The sequence below is a fragment of the Mycobacterium sp. NAZ190054 genome (assembly GCF_001545925.1).
GTDB lineage: Bacteria > Actinomycetota > Actinomycetes > Mycobacteriales > Mycobacteriaceae > Mycobacterium.
Map to the genome: position 1 here is coordinate 1 of NZ_LMVQ01000482.1, position 989 is coordinate 989.

Annotated in this window: 1 protein-coding gene; it reads left to right on the forward strand. The window is 69.9% G+C overall.

The genetic code is table 11. The features are described 5' to 3' along the window. On the forward strand, window positions 1-899 hold an 899-nt coding region (locus tag ASJ79_RS34455; protein WP_156448623.1), incomplete at its 5' end, for a DUF222 domain-containing protein. Window positions 900-989: the final 90 nt, after the last annotated feature.

Below are 989 nucleotides of genomic sequence, written 5' to 3' on the forward strand. Positions count from 1 at the left end.
TGCCGTCGGGCGCATCGACCGGTGAGCACGAGGCCGTCGAACTGCGCGACGGCGGATCCCGCTACCTGGGCAAGGGCGTCGAGAAGGCGGTCGAGGCGGTGCGGCCGGGGTTGCCGGTGCCGGCCGGGGCGTCGGTGGTGCTGCACGTGATCGCCACCGCCGACACCGTGGCCGGACACAGCACCCGGCCCGGCTACCTGGCCGGCTACGGCGTCATCGACGCCGACCTGGTCGGCGAACTCGCCCGAGAAGCCACCCGCCGCCTGATCGAAGAACCCGAGGTCAGCCACGAACAAGCCCTGACCTACCGGCCGTCGGCCGCGCTGGCCCGCTACATCCGCGCCCGCGACCTGACCTGCCGCTTCCCCGGCTGCACCGTACCGGCCACCCGCTGCGACATCGACCACACCGAACCGTTCAACCACCACGACCCCACCCACGGCGGCCACACCGTGCCCGAAAACCTGGCCTGCTACTGCCGCACCCACCACCTGATCAAAACCTTCGACACCGGCTGGCGCGACCAACAACTACCCGACGGCACCATCATCTGGACCTCACCAACCGGCGCCACCTACCCCACCACCCCGGCCGGGGTCGCCCTGTTCGGCCCGATGCACCGACCCCGCCGCCCCGACCAAGCGCGCCGCGTCGCCGCCGCCCGCGCACGCCAGCACCAACACCGCCACACCAGCACCGCCAACCTCTACCGCAACCGCGCCGCCCGAGAAGAAATCCGACTCCGCCGCTGGCGCAACCAATCCCGCCGCCTGCGCGTGCTCTTCCACGGCAAAACCACCGACACCAAACCCAGCACCAGCCCCTTCAGCACCTGGATCAACGACCCCCCAGAAGACGAACAACTGAACCGTCCTGGTCTGGATGGAGACCTCGGTTAGGCCACCTCCGGTGTTGAGGCGGCGTCATTACGGTACTGGGCCTCGTAGTCGATCGGCGACTGGTAGCTCAGGGAGGAGTGCAGGCGGTCG